This window comes from Streptomyces sp. NPDC043878 (assembly GCF_056435735.1).
Genome location: NZ_JBWKDW010000008.1, coordinates 70884 through 92640, shown reverse-complemented (window position 1 = coordinate 92640; position 21757 = coordinate 70884). Strand labels below are relative to the sequence as shown.

20 protein-coding genes, 1 pseudogene and 1 riboswitch are annotated in these 21757 nt (G+C 73.0%); of the genes and pseudogenes, 16 read left to right on the top strand and 5 right to left on the bottom strand.

Going from position 1 to position 21757, the window contains the following annotated elements:
* Positions 1–40: 40 nt before the first annotated feature.
* From AC07AZ_RS13515 to AC07AZ_RS13495, 5 genes are all read left to right on the top strand, one after another.
* Positions 41–2662 carry a sensor histidine kinase gene (locus AC07AZ_RS13515; RefSeq protein WP_478847061.1) on the top strand — a complete coding sequence of 874 codons (2622 nt, stop codon included), beginning with the start codon at positions 41–43 and terminating at the stop codon, positions 2660–2662.
* Entirely contained in the window at positions 2652–3122 is a 471-nt protein-coding gene (locus AC07AZ_RS13510) for a roadblock/LC7 domain-containing protein (protein ID WP_478847059.1), read from the top strand. Before AC07AZ_RS13515 ends, AC07AZ_RS13510 begins: the two co-directional genes overlap by 11 nt.
* A gap of 7 nt (positions 3123–3129) precedes the next feature.
* On the top strand, positions 3130–3510 hold the full coding sequence (locus tag AC07AZ_RS13505) for a DUF742 domain-containing protein (RefSeq protein ID WP_478847057.1): 381 nt from the start codon (positions 3130–3132) through the stop codon (positions 3508–3510).
* A 161-nt stretch (positions 3511–3671) separates the two neighbouring features.
* A complete protein-coding gene (locus AC07AZ_RS13500; RefSeq protein ID WP_478847055.1) occupies positions 3672–4460 on the top strand; it encodes a carbon-nitrogen hydrolase family protein in 789 nt (262 codons plus the stop codon).
* Between the two features lie 61 nt (positions 4461–4521).
* Entirely contained in the window at positions 4522–6219 is a 1698-nt protein-coding gene (locus tag AC07AZ_RS13495; protein WP_478847053.1) for a flavin monoamine oxidase family protein, read from the top strand.
* Positions 6220–6326: 107 nt separating this feature from the next.
* Here the strand turns inward: AC07AZ_RS13495 and AC07AZ_RS13490 are convergent, their stop codons facing one another.
* Both AC07AZ_RS13490 and AC07AZ_RS13485 read right to left on the bottom strand, forming a co-directional pair.
* Positions 6327–7013: a DUF5995 family protein gene (locus tag AC07AZ_RS13490; protein WP_478847051.1), complete on the bottom strand. Its 687-nt coding sequence runs from the start codon at positions 7011–7013 to the stop codon at positions 6327–6329.
* A gap of 231 nt (positions 7014–7244) precedes the next feature.
* Positions 7245–7425: pseudogene (locus AC07AZ_RS13485) on the bottom strand (nitrate reductase); the annotation flags it as partial.
* A 184-nt stretch (positions 7426–7609) separates the two neighbouring features.
* Between AC07AZ_RS13485 and AC07AZ_RS13480 the strand changes: the two are divergent.
* Positions 7610–8068 carry an acyl-CoA thioesterase gene (locus AC07AZ_RS13480; protein ID WP_478847049.1) on the top strand — a complete coding sequence of 153 codons (459 nt, stop codon included), beginning with the start codon at positions 7610–7612 and terminating at the stop codon, positions 8066–8068.
* Here AC07AZ_RS13480 and AC07AZ_RS13475 read toward each other — a convergent pair.
* On the bottom strand, positions 8028–9239 hold the full coding sequence (locus AC07AZ_RS13475) for an MFS transporter (protein WP_478847047.1): 1212 nt from the start codon (positions 9237–9239) through the stop codon (positions 8028–8030). The genes AC07AZ_RS13480 and AC07AZ_RS13475 overlap by 41 nt on opposite strands.
* A gap of 119 nt (positions 9240–9358) precedes the next feature.
* On the opposite strand from AC07AZ_RS13475, the gene AC07AZ_RS13470 reads away from it, so the two are divergent.
* From AC07AZ_RS13470 to AC07AZ_RS13425, 10 genes are all read left to right on the top strand, one after another.
* Positions 9359–10657, top strand: coding sequence for an ROK family transcriptional regulator (locus AC07AZ_RS13470; protein WP_478847045.1), 1299 nt, complete (start codon positions 9359–9361; stop codon positions 10655–10657).
* A gap of 294 nt (positions 10658–10951) precedes the next feature.
* A riboswitch (FMN riboswitch) is annotated at positions 10952–11082 on the top strand.
* A gap of 144 nt (positions 11083–11226) precedes the next feature.
* Positions 11227–11832 carry a riboflavin synthase gene (locus AC07AZ_RS13465; RefSeq protein ID WP_478847043.1) on the top strand — a complete coding sequence of 202 codons (606 nt, stop codon included), beginning with the start codon at positions 11227–11229 and terminating at the stop codon, positions 11830–11832.
* Positions 11829–12470: a nicotinamide mononucleotide transporter family protein gene (locus tag AC07AZ_RS13460; RefSeq protein WP_478847041.1), complete on the top strand. Its 642-nt coding sequence runs from the start codon at positions 11829–11831 to the stop codon at positions 12468–12470. The genes AC07AZ_RS13465 and AC07AZ_RS13460 overlap by 4 nt, the downstream gene beginning before the upstream one ends.
* Entirely contained in the window at positions 12467–13756 is a 1290-nt protein-coding gene (locus AC07AZ_RS13455) for a bifunctional 3,4-dihydroxy-2-butanone-4-phosphate synthase/GTP cyclohydrolase II (RefSeq protein ID WP_478847039.1), read from the top strand. The genes AC07AZ_RS13460 and AC07AZ_RS13455 overlap by 4 nt, the downstream gene beginning before the upstream one ends.
* A 20-nt stretch (positions 13757–13776) precedes the next feature.
* Complete coding sequence (gene ribH / locus AC07AZ_RS13450; RefSeq protein ID WP_478847037.1) at positions 13777–14262, top strand: 6,7-dimethyl-8-ribityllumazine synthase; 486 nt, start codon at positions 13777–13779, stop codon at positions 14260–14262.
* A 32-nt stretch (positions 14263–14294) separates the two neighbouring features.
* Positions 14295–14567 (top strand): phosphoribosyl-ATP diphosphatase, encoded by a 273-nt coding sequence (locus AC07AZ_RS13445; RefSeq protein WP_478847035.1) that lies wholly within the window; start codon positions 14295–14297, stop codon positions 14565–14567.
* 50 nt (positions 14568–14617) lie between these two features.
* The gene (gene hisG, locus AC07AZ_RS13440) at positions 14618–15466 is read left to right on the top strand and encodes an ATP phosphoribosyltransferase (protein WP_478847033.1); all 849 of its coding nucleotides are present in this window, start codon (positions 14618–14620) and stop codon (positions 15464–15466) included.
* Positions 15467–15489: 23 nt separating this feature from the next.
* Positions 15490–15945 carry a PH domain-containing protein gene (locus AC07AZ_RS13435; RefSeq protein ID WP_478847031.1) on the top strand — a complete coding sequence of 152 codons (456 nt, stop codon included), beginning with the start codon at positions 15490–15492 and terminating at the stop codon, positions 15943–15945.
* Positions 15946–16191: 246 nt separating this feature from the next.
* A complete protein-coding gene (locus AC07AZ_RS13430; RefSeq protein ID WP_478847027.1) occupies positions 16192–17517 on the top strand; it encodes a hemolysin family protein in 1326 nt (441 codons plus the stop codon).
* Positions 17514–18602 (top strand): hemolysin family protein, encoded by a 1089-nt coding sequence (locus AC07AZ_RS13425; protein ID WP_478847025.1) that lies wholly within the window; start codon positions 17514–17516, stop codon positions 18600–18602. The genes AC07AZ_RS13430 and AC07AZ_RS13425 overlap by 4 nt, the downstream gene beginning before the upstream one ends.
* Before the next feature lie 28 nt (positions 18603–18630).
* Here the strand turns inward: AC07AZ_RS13425 and AC07AZ_RS13420 are convergent, their stop codons facing one another.
* Positions 18631–20496, bottom strand: coding sequence for an AAA family ATPase (locus AC07AZ_RS13420; RefSeq protein WP_478847023.1), 1866 nt, complete (start codon positions 20494–20496; stop codon positions 18631–18633).
* Between the two features lie 431 nt (positions 20497–20927).
* Positions 20928–21548 carry a uridine kinase family protein gene (locus AC07AZ_RS13415; RefSeq protein ID WP_478847373.1) on the bottom strand — a complete coding sequence of 207 codons (621 nt, stop codon included), beginning with the start codon at positions 21546–21548 and terminating at the stop codon, positions 20928–20930.
* Positions 21549–21757: the final 209 nt, after the last annotated feature.

Below are 21757 nucleotides of genomic sequence, written 5' to 3'. Positions count from 1 at the left end.
ATCGTCCGCCACCCGATCGCCCTGTAGCCCTGGGGAGAGCATGCGCCGGCCCATCGGCCGTCCCACCACGGTCCGCGCTCGGATCGTGGCCCTGGCGCTCGCTCCGGCGATCGCCCTGATGGGCCTGTGGAGCTTCGCCATGGTGTCCGTCACGGGCGAACTGCGCGCCCTCATCAGGCTGCAGAGCGTCTACGACGACTTCGGCACCCCCGTCGACACGGCGGTCGGGCAGATCCAGATCGAACGGCGGCTCGCGGCCGCGTACCTGGGCGCCGGCGCCGGCAGCGACACGGCACCGGCCGCCGCGCTGCTCGCACAGCAGCGCCGTACCGACAAGGCCACCGGCGCCCTGCGCACCGCGGTCCGGGACGGGGACCGCGAGCGGCTCTCCGGCCGGCAGCGGCAGGCCCTCGACGCCATGCTCGATGGCGTCGACGCGCTGGCGGCGCTGCGCGGGCGGGTGTTGGCCCGGAGCATCTCGTGGGACCGGGCGGTGCAGGAGTACAGCGCCCTCGTGGAGCCGGGCTTCGACGTCCCGTCGGCGCTCACCGCACTGCAGGCCGGCCGGTTGGCCCGGGAGGCCCAGGTCGTCGTGGAGCTGGTCCGGGTAAGGGAGTTCGTCTCACGCGAGGACGCGCTGGTCACCGGCGCCCGGGCCGCCGGCACCCTGACCGACCGTCAGTACGACACGCTCACCGCCACGGTCGAGGACCGCCGGGTCTTCGAGCGGACGTACGTCCCCGACCTCCCCGCGGACTCCCGGGCGCTGTTCACCGAATTCCAACGGGGCTCGCTCCACCGGCAGTTGCAGAGCGGCGAGGACGCCCTGCTGCGGGCCGGCGCCGGCCGGGCGGGCGAGGCGGTCGCGGCCGACTCCTGGCGGACCACCACCGACCGGGCGGTCAGGCGCTACATGCTGCTGTGCACCCAGGCGGCGAAGAACTCCGCCGAGCGCGGCCGGGAGTTCGCCTACCGGGAGCTGACCGTGGCCGTCGTGGCGGGGGCGCTCGGGCTGGCTGCGGTGGCCGTGTCGCTCTGGTTCGCGGTAAGGGGCGCCCGCCGTGTCTCCCGCCGGCTGGAGAGTCTGCGGGACGCGGCCGACCTGCTGGCCACCCGGCAACTCCCCGATGTGATGAGGCGGTTGAGCGCGGGGGAGGAGGTGGACGCGGTGGCGGAGGCGCCGCCGCTGGCCGACGGCGAGGCGGGCTCCGACGAGATCGGGGACGTCGGCCGCTCCTTCAACACCGCCCGGCTCGCGGCCGTGGAGGCCGCGGTCAGACAGGCCACGCTGCGACGCGGACTGTTCGCGGTGCTCTTGAACATCGCCCGCCGCAACCAGGCGCTCGTGCACCGCCAGTTGAAGCTCGTGGACCGGCTGGAGCGGCGCACGGACGACCCCGACCTGCTGCGGCAGCTGTTCCACGTCGACCACCTCACCACCCGGATGCGGCGGCACGCGGAGAGCCTGATCATCCTGTCCGGCGCGGCGCCCGGCCGCAGATGGCGGCGCCCGGTGCCGGTCGGGGACGTCGTCTCCTCGGCGGTGGGCGAGATCGAGGACTACACACGCGTCGAAATCCCGCCGATGGAGCGGGTGGGCGTCGCCGCGGACGCGGTGGCGGACGTCGTCCACCTGGTCGCCGAACTCCTGGAGAACGCGACCACGTTCTCCCCGCCCCACACCCGGGTCACCCTGCGCACGGGCCGGGCCGGCGGCGGCTTCGTCCTGGAGATCGACGACCGGGGCCTCGGCCTGGACGCCGACCGTGCCGAGGAGGCCCGGCGCACCCTCACCGCCCCCGACGAGTTCGACCCCACCCGGCACGACCGGCTCGGGCTGTACGTGGTCGGCCGGCTCGCCGCCCGCCACGGCATCACTGTCACCCTGTGCCGATCGCCGTACGGCGGGACCACGGCGGTGGTGCTGTTGCCGGACCGGGTACTGGCGGAGGTGGACGGCGACCGCGGGCCGGCGCGGGGCGGGGTGCCGGCCTCGACCGCGGGTGACGCGGGGCACGCCAGGCCGCTGATGGACCTACCGGCGGAGGAGACGCCCCCGAGGGCCGAGCCACCGCGCACGCTGCCGACACGGGACGCGGCGAGGGGCGAGGCGGGGTGGGGCGCGGCGGGGCGCGAGACGTCCGACGGCCGCGTGTCCGGGGTCCCGGACGGGCCTGACCCGCACACTCCGGCCCCTTCGCGGCGCGAGACGTCCGGCGACCGCGTGTCCGGGGTCCCGGACGGGCCTGACCCGCACACTCCGGCCCCTTCGCGGCGCGAGACGTCCGGCGACCGCGTGTCCGGGGCCCTGGACGGGCCTGACCCGCACACTCCGGCCCCTTCGCGGCGCGAGACGTCCGGCGGCCGCGGGCCCGGTGCCGGCCCCGTCCCTCGCGTCCCGGTCCCCGCCCTACCCACCCGCGTACGTCGGTCCACGCTCTCCGCCGTCCGGCAGGACGAGGAACCGTCCGCGGGTGCGCCGCCCGCGCGCGACCTCACCCCCGAGGAGGTGCGTGCCGTGTTCGGCGCCTTCCAGCGGGGCATGGACCGCGGCCGCAGGGGCCTGCCCGCGGACCCCGGCACCCCAGCCGTGCAGCACGGCGCCCCAGCCGTACAGCAGACCGACACCGAGCGAAGGACGGACGCCGACGATGCCCAGTGACGACCGCGATCCGAAGGCGCCGGTACCGGCCTTTGCCGCCGACCCGGCGCATGCGCAGCCCGGAACGGGCCTCGGCTGGCTGCTCGACGACCTCGTGGCCAGGACCGGGCAGGTCCGTCAGGCCGTACTGCTGACCGGCGACGGTCTCCCGCTGAGCGCCTCGGACGGCATGCGGGCCCGGGACATCGAGCACCTCGCCGCCGTCTCCTCCGGCTTCCACGGGCTCGCCCGCTCCGCCGGGGAACGGTTCGGTGCCGGGCAGGTGCGCCAGACGATGGTCATGCTCGACGACGCCTACCTGTTCATCACCCCGGCGGGCGCCGGCAGCCGGCTGGCCGTGCTGAGCGAGGCCGGCACCGACGTGGGTCAGCTCGCCCACGAGATGGCCCTGCTGGTCCGCAGGCTCGGCCGGCACCTGGACGCCACCGCGCGGTCGGCCGCCGGCCCGTACGGTCCATGAACCGGCCGTGAGCGACGACCACTGGTACGAGGACGAGACCGGCCCGATGGTGCGCCCGTACACGGTGACGCGGGGCCGGACCCGGCCCGCCGCCGGGCACACCGTCGACCTGATGTCGCAGGTCACCGCCGTGGGTACCGAGGCGGAGCCGCCCGGTGTGGACCACGCCGGGGCGGCTCTGCTCGACCTGGTGCGTCGCGGCCCCCGCCCGGTCGTCGAACTCGCCGCGGACGCCGACCTGCCGCTGACCGCCGTACGGGTGCTGCTCGGCGACCTGGCCGAGGCCGGTCTGGTGCGGATCGGGGAGCCGCGGCGCACCCCGCCGGGCGGACCGGCGGCCGACCCGGAGCTGCTGCGGGAGATCGTCGAGCGCCTGCGCCGGATCTGAGTCCCGGCCTCGCGCGAGCCGCGCAACGAATCGCCGCCGGGGCCCCGGCGCACGCAACGTTCCGCGCACGGGCGCGCAACGGCTCCCGCTTGTCCGGCCGAGCACGCCGACCGTACCGTCTAGAGGGCCCCCCAACCCTTCCGTACCGGTGAGGAACACCCATGCGCACCGCCCTGCTCCAGAGCTCCGGCCGCCCCGGCTCCGTCGCCGCGAACCTCAAGGTTCTCGACGAGGCCGCGGGCCGGGCCGCCGCCGCGGGCGCCGGGCTGATCGCCGCGCCGGAGATGTTCCTGACCGGGTACGCGATCGGCGACGACATCGCCCGCCTGGCCGAGCCCGCCGACGGCGAGGCGGCGGACGCGATCGCCGAGCTCGCCGCCCGGCACCGGATCGCCGTCGCCTACGGCTACCCCGAGCGGGCCGGCGGACGCGTCCACAACTCCGCCCAGCTGATCTCCGCGGACGGTACCCGCCTCGCGAACTACCGCAAGACCCACCTCTTCGGCGGCTTCGAGCGCGACCACTTCACCCCGGGCGCGACGCCGGTCGTGCAGGCCGAGGTAGACGGCCTCCGCGTCGGCCTGATGATCTGCTACGACGTGGAGTTCCCGGAGAACGTCCGCGCCCACGCCCTCGCCGGCACCGACCTCCTGGTGGTACCGACCGCGCAGATGCACCCGTTCCAGTTCGTCGCCGAGTCGCTCGTACCGGTGCGGGCCTTCGAGAACCAGATGTACGTCGCCTACGTCAACCGCACCGGCCAGGAAGGGGAGTTCGAGTTCGTCGGCCTTTCCACGCTGGCCGGCCCCGACGGTGTCGCCCGCACCCGCGCCGGACGCGCCGAGGAACTCCTCCTCGCCGACGCCGACCCGGTCCTGCTCGCCGCCTCGCGCGAGGCGAACCCGTATCTGAAGGACCGCCGCCCCGGCCTCTACGGGTCCCTCGTCTGACCTCCGCGCCCCACATTCCCCGCTTCCCCCAGTCCTCGCCCGCGCAAGGAGTCCGTACCCCATGACGTCCACGGTGCCCACCGCCGTCCAGCACGCCGACGAGCAGCAGCCGCCGATCACCATGTTCGGACCGGACTTCCCGTACGCGTACGACGACTTCCTCGCCCACCCGGCGGGCCTCGGCCAGATACCGGCGACCGAGCACGGCGCCGAGGTCGCGGTCATCGGCGGCGGCCTGTCCGGCATCGTGGCCGCCTACGAGCTGATGAAGATGGGCCTCAAGCCCGTCGTCTACGAGGCCGACCGGATCGGCGGCCGGCTGCGGACCGTCGGCTTCGACGGCTGCGACCCCTCCCTCACCGCGGAGATGGGCGCGATGCGCTTCCCGCCGTCCTCCACGGCGCTCCAGCACTACATCGACCTCGTGGACCTGGAGACCAGGCCGTTCCCCAACCCCCTGGCGGAGACCACGCCGTCCACGGTCGTCGACCTCAAGGGCGAGTCCCACTACGCAGAGACGGTCGAGGACCTGCCGCAGGTGTACCGGGACGTGGCGGCCGCGTGGAACCGCTGCCTGGAGGAGGGCGCCGACTTCACCGACATGAACCGCGCGCTGCGCGAACGGGACGTGCCGCGCATCCGGGAGATCTGGACGAAGCTCGTCGAGAAGCTCGACAACCAGACCTTCTACGGCTTCCTCTGCGACTCCGAGGCGTTCCGGTCCTTCCGGCACCGGGAGATCTTCGGCCAGGTCGGCTTCGGCACCGGCGGCTGGGACACCGACTTCCCCAACTCCATCCTGGAGATCCTCCGCGTCGTCTACACCGAGGCCGACGACCACCACCGCGGGATCGTCGGCGGCTCCCAGCAACTCCCGCTGAGGCTGTGGGAGCGCGCGCCGGAGAAGATCGTCCACTGGGCGTACGGCACCTCGCTGGCGAGCCTGCACGAGGGCGGAGAGCCCCGGCCGGCCGTGACCCGGCTGCACCGCACCGCCGGCAACCGGATCACGGTGACGGACGCGAACGGCGACATCCGCACCTTCCGGGCGGCCGTCTTCACCGCCCAGTCCTGGATGCTGCTGTCGAAGATCGCCTGCGACGACTCGCTCTTCCCGATCGACCACTGGACGGCGATCGAGCGGACCCACTACATGGAGAGCTCCAAGCTCTTCGTGCCGGTCGACCGGCCGTTCTGGCTGGACAAGGACGAGCGGACGGGCCGGGACGTGATGTCGATGACGCTGACCGACCGTATGACGCGCGGGACCTACCTGCTGGACGACGGCCCGGACAAGCCGGCCGTCATCTGCCTCTCGTACACCTGGTGCGACGACAGCCTGAAGTGGCTGCCGCTGTCGGCGAACGAGCGGATGGAGGTCATGCTCAAGTCCCTCGGCGAGATCTACCCGAACGTCGACATCAGGAAGCACGTCATCGGCAACCCGGTGACGGTCTCGTGGGAGAACGAGCCCTACTTCATGGGCGCGTTCAAGGCCAACCTGCCCGGCCACTACCGCTATCAGCGCCGCCTGTTCACGCACTTCATGCAGGACCGGCTGCCCGCCGACAAGCGGGGCATCTTCCTCGCGGGCGACGACATCTCGTGGACGGCCGGCTGGGCCGAGGGCGCGATCCAGACCGCGCTGAACGCCGTCTGGGGCGTCATGCACCACTTCGGCGGGTCGACCGACCGCACCAACCCCGGCCCCGGTGACGTCTACGACGAGATCGCTCCCGTCGAGCTCCCCGAGGACTGAGCCGAGGACTGAGCCTGCCCGGCCCGCCGGCCCCTGCCCGGCCCGCCGGCCCCTGCCCGGCCCGCCGGCCCCGTCCCGCCCCTGTCCGTCCGCCGGGCCGGGGTGCGTCAGTCCGGCAGGGGCGTCAGCAGCATGCGTCCCGCGAAACCGACCGCCGCGTCCAGTCGGTCGGTGAACTCCCTGGCGAGATCGGGGATTTGGCGCAGCGCCCACAGTGCGCGGGCCGCCGCCCAGGTCGCGTCCCGGGCCCGCTCCAGGCTCCAGGCCCCGAGCAGATGGGTCAGCGGGTCGGCGACCTGCAGGACGTCGGGGCCCGGCATCAGATCCTCGCGGATGCGCTCCTCCAGCGAGACGAGGAGTTCGCCCACGCGGTCGAACTCGTCCTCCAGCTCGGCCGGTTCGCAGCCGAGCGTACGACAGGCGTCCACGACGGCGAGCGCGAGGTCGTGGCCGATGTGCGCGTTGATGCCCGCGAGCGCGAACTGCAGCGGCCGTACGCCCGGATGGCGGCGGAACTGCAGCACGGGCCGCCAACAGGCGGGCGGGCGCCGCTCGTCGGCGACCGCCTCGACCGCGGCCAGGTAGCGCTCGGCGAACCGTACGTCCAGTGTGGTCGCGGCGCGCGCGTCGCCGAGGAGACCGGCGTCGATGTGCCGGTCCACCGCCTCGGTGACCGCGAGGTAGACGCGGTTGAAGACCGCCACCCCGTCCCGCGCCGGCAGGCTCGCGTCGAGCGCGCGCATCCGGGAGACCACCGTGTCGACGGGGGTGGCGACTTGTTCGCATTGCACCATGGGGGCAGAGTCCCAGCTTTACCCCGACCCGGGTACCGGCGGGCCGGAGGCTTCCCCACAACGGGGGAACGCGCCCGCCACGCGGCAGGGGGGACCGGACGGCTGCAAGGGCACACCGGGCACGTTCACGCCGTCGTACGCCCACGAGTCGGCGCGCTGCCCCGCGCCGGCCGGCCCGCCCGCGTCCGGCGCTCCCCGGTCGCACGAGCCGTCCGCGCCTCAGGGCCCCTCGGGGCCGTACGACGACGTGTGGGCGGGCGCGAAACGCGCGCAGAGCGTGGTAGCCGATGATCACGACCAGCGTGCCCAGGGCGATGCCGCTCAGCGAGAAGGTGTCGGTGAACCTCATGGTCACGTTGCCGACGACGATGATGACGCCCGCCGCGGCCGGCACCAGGTTGAGCGGGTTTCGTCGGGACGGCACCGCCCCGGGCGCCGGGGTGCGGCCGTCGCCGTGCAGGGTCCGGCGGACGCCGGGATCCATGGTGCGCTTCGCTTTCGCCGTACGTGCCGTTCCGGACCATGGTGAGGCGGAGGTGAGGGTGAGCGACCGCTTAGGATAGTGATCGTTGCCCCATACATTCAGGAGTTGCGCCGTGACCGCCGAAGCCCCGACCGCCCCCGCCCCGACCCACGGCCGGCTGATGCCGGTCACGGTCCACTTCGACGACCTGGACGCGCTCGGCATGCTGCACAACGCCCGCTACCCGCTCCTGGTCGAACGGGCCTGGACCGAGTTCTGGCAGGGCCACGGCATCCGCTTCGACGGCGACTGGGCGAGCGCCGGGGACGCCTGCAACGTCGTCAGGGAACTGCTGATCTCCTACGACGTCCCGGTCACCCGGAGCGGCACGTACGCCGTCCACATCTGGCTGGAGCGCCTCGGCACCACCGGCCTGACCTACGGTTTCCGGTTCTGCTCCGCGGACGGCACCACCACCTACGCGCGCGGCACCCGGGTGCTGGTGCGGCTGGACGCGGCGACCCTGCGCCCCGCGCCCTGGAGCGACGGCTTCAGGGCCGCGGGCCGGGAACTGCTTCGGCCGGCGGGCTGAGCCGGGGCCGGTCACGGTCCGCCGCGCGCAGTACGCCCGCGAAGGCCACCAGCCCGCACGCCAGTAGGGTCACCAGGCCGAACGACACCATCAGGCTGGTCGCCTGGGCGAGGCCGCCGATCGCGCTCGGCGCGACCAGGCCGGAGGTGTAGGTGATGGTCGCGACGCCCGCGATGGCCTGGCTCGGGTTGGGGCCGCTGCGGCCCGCCGCTGCGAAGCAGAGCGGGACGACCACCGCGATGCCGAGGCCCATCAGCGCGAACCCGCTCATCGCCACCGCCGGATGCCCGGCCACGACCACGAGCAGTCCGCCGAGCACGGCGAGGATGCCGCCGGCCCGGACCGTGGCCACCGAGCCGAACCGGTCCACCACCCGGTCGCCGGCGATCCGCGCGATCGCCATGGTGAGCGTGAAGCCCGTCGTGCAGGCCGCCGCGAGCCCGGCCGAGGACTCCAGCCGGTCGCGCAGATAGACCGCCGACCAGTCGAGGCTGGCGCCCTCCGCGAACACCGCGCAGAACCCGACGGCGCCGATGAGCAGCGCCGACCTGGGCGGCAGCGCGAACCGGGGCGGCGGCTCCTCGTCCTCGGCGGGCTGGATGTCGAGGACCCACGTGCACGCGCCCACGCCGAGCACGGTCAGGATCCCGGCCGCGAGCAGGTGGTGCGCCCGGGCGTCGGCGCCCAGGTGGGCGGCGAGGGTGCCGGCCGCCGAGCCGATCAGGGCGCCCGCGCTCCACATGCCGTGCAGGCCGGACATGATCGAGCGGCCGAGACGGTTCTCCACCTCGACGCCGAGGGCGTTCATCGCCACGTCCGCCATGCCCGCCGTGGCCCCGTACACGAACAGGGCCACGCACAGGGTCAGCAGGTTCGGGGCGAGGGAGGGCAGCGCCAGCGCCAGCGTCCACAGGGCGATCAGTCCGCGCAGCGCGTTGCGGGCTCCGAAACGGTGGGTGACGCTGCCCGCCAGCGGCATCGCGAGCGAGGCGCCCAGCGCCGGGAAGGCGAGGGCGAGGCCGAGCTGGCCGGCGCTGACCGAGGCGTGGTCCTGGATCCACGGCACGCGTGTGGCGAACGAGCCGGTGACGGCACCGTGCACGGCGAAGACGGCGGCCACGGCGTACCGGGCTCGCCTGACCTCGCGCTGCTCGTGGACCACTGCACTCATTCTCCGACCCTCCCAGGTCTGTTCCCCGCTCGGCCGACGTAAACTATCAGGGACCCTGCCTGATAGACAGCGAGGAGTCGGTCGTCCGCCCGCGACCCCGGATCTGGAAGGATCCCGGCATGCCCGCATCCCCGAGCACCGCCCGGGCCATCAACGACCGGCTCGCCCTGCGTCTGCTCCAGCAGGAGGGCCCGTTGACGGCGGGGCGGCTCAAGCAGCTGACCGGACTGTCCCGGCCGAGCGTCGCCGACCTCGTCGAACGCCTCACGCTGGCCGGCCTGATCACCGTCGTGGGGGAGTCGGGGGAGCAGCGCCGCGGCCCCAACGCGAAGCTCTACGGGATCGTCGCCGACCAGGCCCACCTCGCGGCCCTCGACGTACGCCTGGAGGGGGTCTCCGTGGTCGTCTCCGACCTCCTCGGCCAGGTGCTCGCCGAGGCGTCGGTGCCGATCGGGCCGGACACGGGCACCGGCCACGCGGTGGAGCGGGCGGTCACGCTGGTCGAGCGGGCGGCCAAGGAGGCGGGCGCCGACCGGCTGCACACCGTCGGCGTCGGTGCCCCCGGCCTGATCGACCCGGCGAGCGGCGAACTCCGCGACTCCACGGGGCTGCCCGCCTGGCACCGCCGGCTCGCGGCGGCCCTCCAGGAACGGTTCCCGGACGCCCGGTTCAGCGTCGAGAACGAGACCAACCTCGCGGCGCTGGCCGAGCAGCGCGACGGAGCCGCCCGGGACCGGGACACCTTCGTCCTGCTGTGGCTCGGCATGGGGATCGGCGCGGCCGTCGTCCTGGACGGCGCACTGCGCCGGGGCGCCTCCGGAGGCGCCGGCGAGATCGGCTTCCTGCCGGTGCCCGGGACGGCGGGGCTGCCGTCGGCCACCGACTGCGGCGGCGGGTTCCACTCGCTCGCCGGGGCGGCGGCCGTCGCGGACCTCGCGGCGCGCCACGGCGTGTCCGAACGGACCGCGGGACCGGGATCGGGGCAGGGGTCGGGGCAGGGATCGGGACAGGGATCGGGACCGGGGTCGGGGCAGGGAGAGCGAGAAGGGCCGGGGCAGGGCGTGGCCGCGCTGGTGCGCGCCGCGGTCGAGCGGGCCGGCGCGGACCCGTCCGCGGGGCGCTTCCTCGACGCCCTCGCCGACCGGGTGGCTCTCGGCGCCGCCGCCGTCATCTCCGTCCTCGACCCCGGCTGCCTGGTGCTGGCCGGCGAGATCGGCCGCGCGGGCGGCGACACGCTCGCGGCCCGGGTCCAGCGCCGGCTCGCCCGTCTCTCGCCGCTGCCCACCGAGGTGCGCTCCAGCGCTCTGGGCGGCGGGGCGGTTCTGCGGGGCGCGCTGCTGACGGCGCGGGACCGGGCCCAGGAGGAGCTGTTCGCGCCGCCGGGGAGCCGGCCGGCGTTCGTCACGGGCTCGTACTGAACGGGCGTGCCGCCATGCGGCGGTGGGGGACCCGGCGGCGGGCAAGGGCCGTCGTCACCGCCGCCGGGCCGGTCCGGGAGGGGCGGGTGGAACCCGCTCACCTGCGCCGACCCTAAAAGGACTAGACCATGCCGGTCAATAGGTATGGACCAATAGTAAGTGGCCCGGGGTGGCCGGGCGTTGGCGTCTCCACGGGCCGCCGGAGAAGTCCAGTCCCGGGTACTGTGAGCCACCCCACATCGTTCGCCCGTATGGGCGCGGAGGCGGCGTGGCACACTGGCCCTGTACCAGAAGCAGCGCACTCCGGGGTCGGTGAAAGTCCGAACCGGCGGTTACAGTCCGCGACCCGGTCGCTTCCAGCGGCCGGTTGACCAGGTGAAATTCCTGGACCGACGGTTAAAGTCCGGATGGGAGGCAGTGCGCGGCGGGCGGGCATTCGTGCGCGCCGCCGTACCGGTTCGTCCACGTGGCGAGCCCTGTCCGGCGTCGTATCCGGTGTGCCGCTCGTTCATTCTGTCGTCATCGACAGCCCCGGAGTCCGTGCCCCAAGAGGCAGGAGGACCCGGGAAGTGTTCACCGGAATCGTCGAAGAGCTGGGCGAGGTCACCGCCGTCGAGAACCTCGGCGACGCATCCCGCTTCCGGCTGCGCGGGCCCGTCGTCACCGAGGGCGCGAGGCACGGCGACTCCATCGCCGTGAACGGCGTCTGTCTGACCGTCGTCGACCACGAGGGCGACGAGTTCACCGCGGACGTCATGGCCGAGACCCTGGACCGCTCCAGCCTGGGCGCCCTCACGGTCGGCTCCCGCGTCAACCTCGAACGCCCCACCGCCGTCGGGGCGCGCCTCGGCGGCCACATCGTGCAGGGCCACGTCGACGGCACCGGCCGGGTGCTGGAGCGCAGGCCCTCCGAGAACTGGGAGATCGTCAAGGTCTCGCTCCCCGCGGATCTCGCCCGCTACGTGGTCGAGAAGGGCTCCATCACCGTCGACGGCATCAGCCTCACCGTCGTCGACGCCGGCTCCGACCACTTCACGGTCAGCCTCATCCCCACCACCCTCGACCTGACCACACTCGGCCGCAAGCAGCCCGGCGACCCGGTCAACCTCGAGGTCGACATCATCGCCAAGTACGTCGAGCGCCTGCTGACCACCGGAGCGGGGGCGGCCCGGTGAACCGGCTGAACTCCGAGGCCTTCGTCCTGCTCGACCAGCACATCCTGTGGTCGGACATGATCGGCAACGTCCTGGGCCTGATCGCCCTCGCCCTCGGCTGGCGCCGCTCCATCTGGAGCTGGCCCGTGCAGTTCCTGTCCGGTCTGGTCCTCTTCGGCGCCTTCTACGGCCACCTGACCGGCAGCGCCGGCAAGCAGGTCGTCGTGATGACCGTCGCCGGCTGGGGCTGGTGGCAGTGGAACCGCCACCGGCACCAGGGCGAGGACGGCCAGATCTCCGTGCGCTTCGCCACCTGGCGCGAGCGGGCCGCGATGCTCGCCGCCGCGGCCGCCGGCACCGTCGCCGTGGCCCTTCTCTTCAAGGCGTACCCGAGCCTGTCGTGGGACCCGTGGCCGGACGCCTACATCTTCGTCGGAACCGTCGTCGCCATGTACGCCCAGGCACGCGGCATGGTCGAGTTCTGGTTCGCCTGGCTCCTGGTCGACCTGGTCGGTGTCCCCCTCAACTTCGCCAACGGCTACGCCTTCTCGGGCTTCGTCTACGTCATCTACGGCGCACTCGTCCTGTGGGGCATGCGCGACTGGTGGCTGCGCTCCCGCCGGGACCCGCGGCCCGTCCTGGAAGGAGCCCCCGCATGACGTCCGCCCCGATCCTCTACAGCACCGACAACATCGAGGACTGGTCGCTCGACCCGATCGAGCAGGCCGTCGCCGACATCGCGGCCGGCCGCCCGGTCGTGGTCGTCGATGACGAGGACCGCGAGAACGAGGGCGACCTCGTCATCGCCGCCGAGAAGGCCACCCCGGAGATCGTCGCCTTCATGATGAGCGAGTGCCGCGGACTGATCTGCGCGCCGATGGAAGCCGACGAACTCGACCGGCTGAAGCTCCCGCAGATGGTCGACGACAACACCGAGTCGATGAAGACCGCGTTCACCGTGACCGTGGACGCGTCCGGCGCCCACGGCGTGACCACCGGGATCTCCGCCGCCGACCGGGCCACCACGCTCCAGCTGCTCGCGAGCGGCACGGCCGGCGCCGACGACTTCGTCCGCCCGGGCCACATCTTCCCGCTGCGCGCCCGCTCCGGCGGTGTGCTGGTCCGCAACGGCCACACCGAGGCAGCCGTCGACCTGGCCCGGCTCGCGGGCCTGCGCCCGGCCGGCGCGATCGTCGAGATCGCCGGCGAGGACGGCCGCATGCTGCGCCTGCCCGAACTGATCCCGTTCGCCCGCAAGCACGGCCTGACGATCATCTCCATCGAGGACCTGATCGCCTACCGGCGCGGCGCCGAACCCACCGTCCGGCGCGAGGCGGAGGTGCGCCTGCCCACCGTGCACGGCGCGTTCACGGCGTACGGCTACCGCTCCACCGTCGACGGCGTCGAGCACGTCGCCCTCGTGCACGGTGACATCGGCGAGGGTGAGGACGTGCTCGTCCGCATCCACTCCGAGTGCCTCACCGGCGACGTCTTCGGCTCGCAGCGCTGCGACTGCGGCCCCCAGCTCGACGCCTCCCTGGACCGCATCCAGGAGGAGGGCCGGGGCGTCGTGGTCTACCTCCGCGGCCACGAGGGGCGCGGCATCGGCCTGATGTCCAAGCTGCGCGCCTACGAACTCCAGGAGCGCGGCCGCGACACCCTCGACGCCAACCTGGAGCTCGGGCTGCCCGCCGACGCCCGCGACTACGGGGCCGGCGCGCAGATCCTGGAGGACCTCGGCGTCCGCAGCCTGCGCCTGCTGACCAACAACCCCGAGAAGACCGACGCGCTGCTGCGCCACGGCCTCAAGGTCGTCGGCCGGGAGCCGATGCCCGTACAGGCGGGCGAGCACAACCTCACCTACCTGCGCACCAAGCGGGACCGGATGGGGCACGACCTGCCCTGGCTGGACGCGGCCCCCGTGTCCGCCTGCGGCAACCAGTAAGAACCGAACCGAGGAGAGACGTGAGCGGCAAGGGTGCACCGGAACTGTCCGTACGCGACGTCGGAGACCTGAGGGTCGCCGTCATCGCGGCGCAGTGGCACGAAAAGGTGATGGACGGCCTGGTGGACGGCGCCCTGCGCGCCCTGCACGACCTGGGGATCGACGAGCCGACCCTGCTGCGGGTCCCCGGCAGCTGGGAGCTCCCGGTCGTGGCCAAGGTGCTGGCGGGCCGGGGGTACGACGCGATCGTGGCGCTCGGCGTCGTCATCCGGGGCGGCACCCCCCACTTCGAGTACGTGTGCCAAGGCGTCACGGGCGGCCTCACCCAGGTCTCCGTCGAGACCGGCGTCCCCGTCGGCTTCGGCGTCCTCACCTGCGACACCGAGGAACAGGCCCTGGACCGGGCCGGGATCGAGGGCTCCAGCGAGGACAAGGGGCACGAGGCGGTGACGGCGGCGGTGGCGACCGCGGCCACCCTCCGCTCAGTATCCGAACCCTGGCGCTAGGGCGTCCGGCACACGCGTAAAGTGGGGCCACCATGTCCAATAAGACGTTCGAGGAGCTGTTCACCGAGCTCCGGCACAAGGCAGCCCACGGCGATCCCGCCACTTCCCGCACCGCGGAGCTGGTCGGCAAGGGCGTCCATGCCATCGGCAAGAAGGTCGTCGAAGAGGCCGCGGAGGTCTGGATGGCCGCGGAGTACGAGGGCAAGGAGGCGGCCGCCGAGGAGATCTCGCAGCTGCTCTACCACGTGCAGCTGATGATGGTCGCCCGCGGCATCTCCCTGGACGACGTGTACGCCCACCTCTGAGCCGTCCCCCGCACCCACACCGTACGAAACGAACGAAGGAAGCCGACCTCATGCTGCGCATCGCCGTCCCCAACAAGGGTTCCCTGTCAGGCCCCGCGGGGGAGATGCTGCATGAGGCCGGCTACCAGCAGCGCCGAGAGTCCAAGGAACTGCGGATCGTCGACCCGGTCAACGACGTCGAGTTCTTCTATCTCCGCCCCCGCGACATCGCGATCTACGTCTCCTCCGGCCGCCTCGACATCGGCATCACCGGCCGCGACCTGCTGATCGACTCCGGCGCCCAGGCCGAGGAGATCCTCCCGCTGGGCTTCGCCCGCTCCACCTTCCGCTTCGCGGCCAAGCCGGGCACCGCGAACGGCGTCGAGGACCTCAAGGGCAGGACGGTCGCCACCTCCTACGAGGGGATCGTGGCCGGGCACCTCGCCGAGCACGGCGTCGACGCCTCCGTCGTCCACCTCGACGGCGCCGTCGAGACCGCCATCGAGCTGGGTGTCGCCGAGGTCATCGCCGACGTCGTCGAGACCGGCACCAGCCTGCGCAACGCGGGCCTTGAGGTGTTCGGCGAGCCGATCATGAAGTCCGAGGCCGTCGTCATCCGGCGCACCGAGGCCGACGCCGAGGAGCCCAAGGTGCAGCAGTTCCTGCGCCGCCTCCAGGGCGTCCTGGTGGCCCGGACGTACGTGATGATGGACTACGACTGCCGTGTCGAGCAGTTGGAGAAGGCCGTGGCCCTCACCCCGGGCCTGGAGTCGCCGACGGTCTCACCGCTGCACAACGAGGGCTGGGTGGCCGTCCGCGCGATGGTTCCCTCCAAGGAAGCCCAGCAGATCATGGACGACCTGTACGACATCGGCGCCCGGGCCATCCTGACCACGGCCATCCACGCCTGCCGTCTCTGAGAGCCGTACGAGAGCCGTTGACCATGTCGGACCTGCCCCCTCTCCCCGTCACGTTCCGGCCGGGCCGCACCCGGGCCGTCCTGCTCACCGCCGGCCTCGCGATCTTCGCGGTGATCACGACGGTCGCGATGCTGCTGGAGCAGCTCACCGCGGGCGAGCGCCTCAGCTTCGTCCTCACCGGCGCCCTGCTGTTCGCCGTGCTGCTCCTGCTCTCCCGGCCCAAGGTGGTCGCCGACGAGTCCGGGGTCACCGTGGTCAACATCACAAGCCGGCGCCGGCTGGAATGGCCCGAGATCATCCAGGTGAACCTGCGGCCCGGCGACCCCTGGGTCTTCCTCAACCTCAGCGACGGCACGAGCCTGCCCGCGCTCGGCATCCAGCCGGGCATCGCCAAGCAGCGCGCCATCGCCGACGCGCGCACCCTGCGGGCGCTCGCCGAGGCCCGGGCCGTCCGGGACCCGGGACAGCACCGGGACTGATCCGGGGCAACCTCAGGGCCGGCCGGAGGCCGTCCACCTGCCGAAGACACCCATGTCTTGATTAATCTGTTGGCGGAGGCTTTTTTCGCTGCGCCTCCACCCCTGCGCGCCGCCCGGCGCCCAGGGGGTCCTGCTACCCGAGGAGTGACCCTCTCCGGCGATGGACGGATCGTCCTGTAGTACCTGCGCCGCCCCCTGCCGACATACCGCGGACCCGGTCCGCGCGTACGCGGAGGCGGCGGCATCATGAGCACCCCCCTGCTGCTCCTCGGAGCGGCCCTCCTGTTGATCCTCGCCAACGGCTTCTTCGTGGCGGCCGAGTTCGGCCTGGTCACCGTGGAAGCCACGGACGCCGAGCAGGCCGCCGCCGAGGGCGACCGACGGGCCCGAACGGTCGTCGAGTCCCTCAAGGAGCTGTCCTTCCAGCTCTCCGGCACCCAGCTCGGCATCACCATCACCTCCCTGGTCGTCGGCATGCTCGCCGAGCCCGCGCTCGCCGAACTGCTGCGCGGCCCGTTCGGCGCGGCCGGCGTCCCGCACGGGGCCGTCTCCGGGGTCGCGGTGGTCGTCGGCATGCTGCTCGCCTCCGCCGTGCAGATGGTGATCGGCGAACTCGTGCCCAAGAACTGGGCGGTGTCCAAGCCCATGCAGGTCGCGCGGTTCGTCGCCGGCCCACAGCACGCCTTCGCCCGCCTGTTCCGGCCGGTGATCGCCGCGCTGAACACCGTCGCCAACCGGCTCGTCCGCGCCCTCGGCGTCGAACCCACCGTGGAACTGGCCTCCGCCCGCACCCCCGGCGAACTCGTCTCCCTGGCCCGGCACTCCGCGCGGGCCGGCACCCTGGAACAGGACACCGCGGACCTGTTCGTCCGGACGCTGTCGCTCGCCGAGCTGACCGCGCAGCACGTCATGACCCCGCGGGTGAAGGTCAGCGCCCTGCAGTCCTCGGCCACCGCCGAGGACGTGGTCAACCTGACCCGGGCCACCGGCCTGTCCCGCTTCCCCGTCTACCGGGAGAAGATCGACGAGATCGTCGGCATGGTCCATCTGAAGGACGCCCTGGCGATCCCCTCGCGCGACCGGCTGCGCACGCCGGTGGGACGCATCGCGCGCCCGCCGCTGCTGGTGCCCGAGACCCTCCCGGTGCAGCCGCTGCTCGCGCGGTTGCGCAGCGAGCAGCCCATCGCCGTCGTCGTCGACGAGTACGGCGGCACGGCCGGGGTGGTCACCCTGGAGGACATCGTCGAGGAGATCGTCGGCGAGGTCCGCGACGAGCACGACGGCCAGGACGCGCCGGAACTCGCCGCCGTCCCGCCCGAGGACGGCCGGCTCGCCTGGGACGCCGACGGCAGCTGCCGCGTCGACCTCCTCCGGCGCATCGGCCTGGACGTGCCCGAGGGGCCCTACGAGACGGTCGCCGGCCTGGTCGCCGACCTGCTCGGCCGGATCCCGGCCGTCGGCGACCGGGCCGAGCTGCCCGGCTGGCGGCTGTCCGTGCGCCAGGTGGGCCACTACCGTGCCGAGCGGGTCCGCCTGGTGCGGACCTCACCCGTCGTGGAGGCGGCCCGATGAGCGTGCTCCAACTCCTCTTCGCCGCCCTGCTCGTGCTCGCCAACGGGTTCTTCGTCGGCGCCGAGTTCGCGCTCGTCTCCGTGCGCCGCAGCCAGATCGAACCGCTCGGCACCGCCCGGGCCCGGCAGGTCCTCTACGGCCTGGAGCGGCTGCCGCAGATGATGGCGGCCGCCCAGTTCGGCATCACCGTCTGCTCGCTGACCCTGGGCGCGGTCGCCGAACCGACCGTCGCGCGGCTGCTGGAGCCGGTCTTCGAGTGGCTGCGCCTGCCGCACGGGACGATCCATCCGCTCGGCTACGTCGTCGCCCTCGCCGCCGTGGTGTTCTTCCATCTCGTCATCGGTGAGATGGTGCCGAAGAACCTGGCGATGGCCGCGCCCGAGAAGGCCGCGCTGTGGCTCAGCCCCGGCCTGGTCGCCTTCGCCCGTCTGTGCCGTCCGATCACGGTGGCCCTCGGCGCCTGCGCCCAGGGCATCCTGCGCCTGTTCCGGGTGGAGCTGAGGGACGAGGTCGAGGCGGTCTTCACCAGCGAACAGCTCAACCGGCTGGTGGAGGATTCCGGCCAGGCCGGACTGCTCGACCCCGAGGAGCAGGAACGGCTGGAGGACGCCCTGGAACTGGGCTCCCGCCCGGTCACCGACGTGCTCCTGAACCGCGAGTCGCTGGTGACGGTCAGCCCCTCGGTCACCCCGGGGCAGATCGTCGGGCTCACCGCCCGCACCGGGTACTCCCGCTTCCCGGTGGCCGCGGAGAACGGCGGCGCCTTCATGGGCTACCTGCACGTGAAGGACGTACTGGATCTGGAGGACTCCGAGCGGGCGGTGCCGCAGCACCTGTGGCGGCCCATGACGACCCTGCGCTCCGAACTGCCCCTGGACGACGCCCTGACGGTCATGCGCCGGGCCGCCACCCATCTGGCGCAGGTCGCGGACGCGTCCGGGAAGGTGCTGGGGCTCGTGGCCCTGGAGGACGTACTGGAGCTGCTGGTCGGCGAGGTACGCGATCCCGCGCACCGTCAGACGCCCGGGGTGCGGGTGAGCGAGCAGCGCGCCAGCGGGGCCCCCGAGGAGGCGCTCGCCGGCTGAGGGACCGGGGCGGGAGCGGCGGGGCGCGTCAGGCGGTCGACGGGTCCTGCGGTCCCCGCCCCGACAGCACCTCGCCGTAGGCCTGCATCAGGTCGGGCAGCCGCAGCGTGGAGAGGTCGTCGCGGGACAGCATGCCCGGGTACATCGACAGCCGCAGGTCCCGGTAGGCGCAGCTCTTCTCGTACAGCGTGCGCAGGAATCGCCCGTTGCCCAGTTCGTCGATCCACCCCTGGTCGACCACGTGCCCGGCGATCGAGCGCAGCTCGTCGAGAGCCTCCTCGTCCCACACGTCGCCGTTGTCCGCGGCCAGCACCTCGCCGATGGAGGTGAGTTCGAGGGGCCGGTACGACGGGAAGTCGACCCGGGTGGTGAAACGGGAGGAGAGGCCCGGGTTGGCGGCCAGCAGGCGGTCCATGCCCTCCGGGTAGCCGGCCAGGATCACCACCAGGTGGTCGCGGTTGTCCTCCGCACGCTTCAGCAGCACCTGGAGGGCCTCGTCGCCGTACGCGTCGCCCTTGCCGTAGCCGGAGTTGGAGAGGGAGTAGGCCTCGTCCACGAACAGGACGCCGCCGAGCGCGGAGTCGATCAGCTCGTTGGCCTTCACCGCGGTCTGCCCCAGGTACTCGCCGACCAGGTCGGCGCGCTGCGCCTCCACCAGATGGTCGCCGCCGAGCAGGCCGAGCGCGTAGAAGACGCGGCCCAGGATGCGGGCGACCGTGGTCTTGCCCGTGCCGGAGGGGCCGGAGAAGACGAAGTGCCGTTTGGGCGGCTGGACCGGCAGTCCCTGCCCGGCGCGCAGCCGGGCCATGTTCAGCTGCGCGGACAGCGCTTTCACCTGCCGCTTCACCGGCTCCAGGCCCACCATCCGCTCCAGCTCGGCGAGGGCCTCCTCCAGCAGGGCGGGGTCGGTGGGCCCGGCGGGCAGCTGTTGCACGGGGACGGCGTTCTTCTCGCGGACCGTGGGGTCGGTGACCGAGGGCAGGGGCGCGGCCGGCGGCAGGTCGGGCTCGGTCAGCCGCAGGTCCCGTCCCTCGGTGCCGAAGAGCGGGTCGAGTCCGTCCGGCGACTCCAGCGCGTCCTGTCCGACACCGGAGAGGGTGATCGCCGCGAGGTCGGTGGCGTCCTCGTAGCCGTCGCCCTCGGAGATGGCGGCGAGCCGGGCCGAGGTGTCCATGAAGGCGGGGTCGACGCGGTGCACCGCCCGGTACAGGGGGAGGGCGGCCGCGCTGCGGCCCGTGCCCTCGTGCGCCCGTGCCAGCCAGTAGCGCAGTTCCTTGCGCTGCGGCTGCTCGCTGCGGCAGCGCATCAGGGCGGCCGACAGGAGGGGTTCGGCCTGCCCGTAGGTCTCCAGGCGGACCCGGGCCATGCCGCCGAACAGGCCCGCCTCGATCCCGAGCATGGGGTCGCCGAGCAGCGGGTCGGTGTGCCGGACGAGCTGATCCCAGTCCTTGACCAGGTAGGCGCGACAGGCGTGCAGGAAGCGGACCTGGTGGTCGGCGTCCACCGGGGGCAGGCCGGCCAGCGCCCGGTCCAGCTCGGGGACGTGCCGGCCGTCCAGCCAGTGCGAGGCGTGCGCGAGCAGCAGATCGCGGGGGGTCTCGAGCACCGGCTGCACCCACCAGCCCAGCCAGTACCAGGAGTTGAGGGAGCGCCGGTGCCGGGCGCGCTGTTCTCCGAAGCGTTCCCGGTGGCGGAACATCCGCAGCAGCGCGGTCGTCGTGTCCACCCGCAGCGCGTGCAGGCCGAGCCAGCCGTCGGCCATCCCTGGATCGATCCGGACCGCGGCCCGGAACTCCTCCTCCGCCTGCGGATAGGCGCCCATCGTGTAGGCGTCCACACCCCGCAGCCAGGCGAGGTCGGCCGGGGCCTCGGAGCCCTGCGTGCCGAAGTCCATCACGTCCCCCACAAACCGTGCCCCCGTGGTTCACCACCCGACTGTCGTCCGGCGGCCGGCCTGGTCCAACGACTGTGCCGCGGACCGGAGTTGCAACGGTGCGCAGAGCAGTCGTCCGTAGGTCGCACCGAGGGCATCGTACCTGCGGTGGTGTCGCCCGCCGAAGGGTGCCGCACAGGCCGTTTGACGAGGTGGGAGCACATGGGGCGCACAAGGCGTGGTGACCGAGGGTGAGCGGATCGCGCCGCAGGGCGCCCGAAAAGGGGACCGGAGGCAGAACGAAGCCCCCGATCACGGGGGAACAACCGGGGGCTTCGCGTCTGGGGGCGGCGCCGAGCGGCCGCACATTCAGAACGTAAGACCTGTACGGCCCCACGGTCAAGCGGAGTTGAAGCACTCCGGGAAGTTGTTCCGCAAGGCCCTTCACAGGTTCAGCACATTGCCGATGGCCCGTCACCGTGGGTGATCGGCTCGTTCGGTCCAGCGCTCCCGGCCGGTCCTTCGAGCACCTCGTGTCCCTCGCCGAACCGCCGTACCAGAAGGTCGGCGAAGGGCCGGGAGGGGTCGGCGGCGAAGTGTTCGCGTTCCGCCCGGACCCAGCCGTCCCAGAAGTCCCGCTGGTCCTCCCCGTCCCGCAGCCGTCCCCGCGCCCACGCCTCCTCGGCCGGCAGCTCCAGCCACAGGAGGTGGGCCAGGTGCGGGCGCAGGGCCCGGCGGCCCGCGCCGACCCCCTCCACGAGGACCACCGGCGCGGGCGGCAGGGCGCGGGGCGGCCCGAAGCGCCGGCCGTGCCAGTCGTAGGGGGAGTAGCGAGCGGTCTCGCCGCGGCCCAGGGGTTCGAGCACCTGGGCCGACAGCCGTCCGGTCCAGTCGAACAGCTCGTCGTGGCAGGCGATGTCGTCGAGGTGCAGCACCGGGGCACCGTCCAGCGCCTCGGCCAGCCGCCCGGCGAACGTGGACTTTCCGGAGCCCGCGTGTCCGTCGATCCCGATCAGACGGACGGGGCCGCAGGACGGGGGCAGCCGGCGCAGCCGTGCGGCGAGATCGTGGATCACTGGTCCCGGAGGGGTGAGGAGGGGTGAGGAGGGGTGGCGCGGGTCGCTGGAACATTCTAGTGAGGGGTGAGGGGTGAGGGGTGAGGGGTGAGGGGTGAGGGGTGAGGGGTGAGGGGTGAGGGGTGAGGGGTGAGGGGTGAGGGGTGAGGGGTGAGGCCATGGGTGGCGATCCGGCCGCCGGGTGCCCCGCCCGGCGGTGGCCGGTC

Excerpts from the sequence above, each read along its gene's own strand:
- AC07AZ_RS13515 (WP_478847061.1), top strand. The coding sequence starts at position 41 with ATGCGCCGGCCCATCGGCCGTCCCACCACGGTCCGCGCTCGGATCGTG.
- AC07AZ_RS13510 (WP_478847059.1), top strand. The coding sequence starts at position 2,652 with ATGCCCAGTGACGACCGCGATCCGAAGGCGCCGGTACCGGCCTTTGCC.
- AC07AZ_RS13500 (WP_478847055.1), top strand. The coding sequence starts at position 3,672 with ATGCGCACCGCCCTGCTCCAGAGCTCCGGCCGCCCCGGCTCCGTCGCC.
- AC07AZ_RS13495 (WP_478847053.1), top strand. The coding sequence starts at position 4,522 with ATGACGTCCACGGTGCCCACCGCCGTCCAGCACGCCGACGAGCAGCAG.
- AC07AZ_RS13490 (WP_478847051.1), bottom strand. The coding sequence starts at position 7,013 with ATGGTGCAATGCGAACAAGTCGCCACCCCCGTCGACACGGTGGTCTCC.
- AC07AZ_RS13475 (WP_478847047.1), bottom strand. The coding sequence starts at position 9,239 with ATGAGTGCAGTGGTCCACGAGCAGCGCGAGGTCAGGCGAGCCCGGTAC.
- AC07AZ_RS13470 (WP_478847045.1), top strand. The coding sequence starts at position 9,359 with ATGCCCGCATCCCCGAGCACCGCCCGGGCCATCAACGACCGGCTCGCC.
- AC07AZ_RS13455 (WP_478847039.1), top strand. The coding sequence starts at position 12,467 with ATGACGTCCGCCCCGATCCTCTACAGCACCGACAACATCGAGGACTGG.
- AC07AZ_RS13445 (WP_478847035.1), top strand. The coding sequence starts at position 14,295 with ATGTCCAATAAGACGTTCGAGGAGCTGTTCACCGAGCTCCGGCACAAG.
- hisG (WP_478847033.1), top strand. The coding sequence starts at position 14,618 with ATGCTGCGCATCGCCGTCCCCAACAAGGGTTCCCTGTCAGGCCCCGCG.
- AC07AZ_RS13435 (WP_478847031.1), top strand. The coding sequence starts at position 15,490 with ATGTCGGACCTGCCCCCTCTCCCCGTCACGTTCCGGCCGGGCCGCACC.
- AC07AZ_RS13430 (WP_478847027.1), top strand. The coding sequence starts at position 16,192 with ATGAGCACCCCCCTGCTGCTCCTCGGAGCGGCCCTCCTGTTGATCCTC.
- AC07AZ_RS13425 (WP_478847025.1), top strand. The coding sequence starts at position 17,514 with ATGAGCGTGCTCCAACTCCTCTTCGCCGCCCTGCTCGTGCTCGCCAAC.
- AC07AZ_RS13420 (WP_478847023.1), bottom strand. The coding sequence starts at position 20,496 with ATGGACTTCGGCACGCAGGGCTCCGAGGCCCCGGCCGACCTCGCCTGG.